Origin of the sequence: Intestinimonas massiliensis (ex Afouda et al. 2020), from assembly GCF_900626285.1 — a bacterium.
Lineage (GTDB): Bacteria > Bacillota > Clostridia > Oscillospirales > Oscillospiraceae > Flavonifractor > Flavonifractor massiliensis_A.
This window is the reverse complement of record NZ_LR131158.1, coordinates 1-1,138: the sequence shown is the minus strand read 5'-3', so window position 1 is coordinate 1,138 and position 1,138 is coordinate 1. Positions and strand designations below refer to the sequence as shown.

Here is a 1,138-nt window from a genome sequence, read left to right as displayed (position 1 = left end):
CAGCGTAACACAATTTACCTGCAGCTGCCGGCGACCAGGACTTGAAATCGTGTTACGAACAGATTCCGGAACAACCGTGTAACACAAAAGAGATCTTCAGGAAACCAGGATCAGCGACGCAGCAACATCAATTTGTGTTACCACTAGTATCCCACAACTGCCAATCCTTTTCCGGGAGTTCCTTATGGTCGTAGGTGTTGAACATCTTCCAGAGGGGCGGGCAGAAGATACGCTTGGTGTCGAGGATAGGGATACCAAAGGAATAAGCATCACAGATCTGGTGAGTATTGTTGTCTATACCAACCTTCCGGCGGATCAACTTGACGCAGACGAACCAGGGAATCAGAGAGCGCTTGACCACATAAAAGTGCTGGGCAAGACGGCGAAGGGTAATGTCCATATCCTCATAGGACTGGGAAAATACATCTACAGAGACGCCGCAATGGCGGTGATACTTGAACCACTCAATGGCATCCATAGAGAGGGTCTTATACTGACGGCTGTTAAAGTCAACACCAGCCTCGTCAATGATCAGCTTACAGTTATCAATAGCGTATTTACCGATATCATGTTTACAGTCCACCTTATAAGTGCCTTTAATAGGGACATTGGACAGAACCCGGATAGAACGCTTCCAGTGAGAGCCGGACAGAATCCAGGCGGACAAGCGACACGGGAAGCGACGGCACAAACGGATCACGATGCTTTCATGCTGCGCCCAGCGGGCAAGATAGGCGGCAAAGGTGGTCTTACCGGAGCCGGGAACGCCAAAATACACATTGAGCTGGAGCGGGTGCCGGGGGTTATAGGCATGCTGAAAACAGCGCCAAAGAATAAACAGAAGGAAGATCATCAAATAAGCCATACAAAAAACTCCTTTTGAAAGTGCACGGTCAAACACAGGAGGGGCGGGGCGGGGTTTTCACACCGCCGCCGCCCCTCCTGTGTTTGACAAACAAACGACGGAATATGGCAATCACCAAGCCAAAGAAGCCGAGAACCACACCGATCAGGAGAATGGGATGAACGGCAAAAGCGGCGGCAAGGAGAGCAACCAGGCCAAGGACGGCGGCAAACACATCCGATACGGCGGAAAGAATACCGGGAACAGAGGCAGAATCAGAAGAGACAGGAACAC

Annotated in this window: 2 protein-coding genes; both read right to left on the bottom strand. The window is 50.8% G+C overall.

Annotation, left to right across the window (positions count from 1 at the left end):
• Positions 1-127: 127 nt before the first annotated feature.
• Positions 128-865 carry a zonular occludens toxin domain-containing protein gene (locus tag E0E41_RS18395; RefSeq protein WP_130871336.1) on the bottom strand — a complete coding sequence of 246 codons (738 nt, stop codon included), beginning with the start codon at positions 863-865 and terminating at the stop codon, positions 128-130.
• A gap of 28 nt (positions 866-893) precedes the next feature.
• Positions 894-1,138, bottom strand: a 245-nt coding sequence (locus E0E41_RS18690) for a hypothetical protein (RefSeq protein ID WP_165450618.1), incomplete at its 5' end; no start/stop codon positions are given.

What these genes read in the sequence shown, in the direction of transcription:
- E0E41_RS18395 (WP_130871336.1), bottom strand. Translation starts at nt 865, where the DNA reads ATGGCTTATTTGATGATCTTCCTTCTGTTTATTCTTTGGCGCTGTTTT.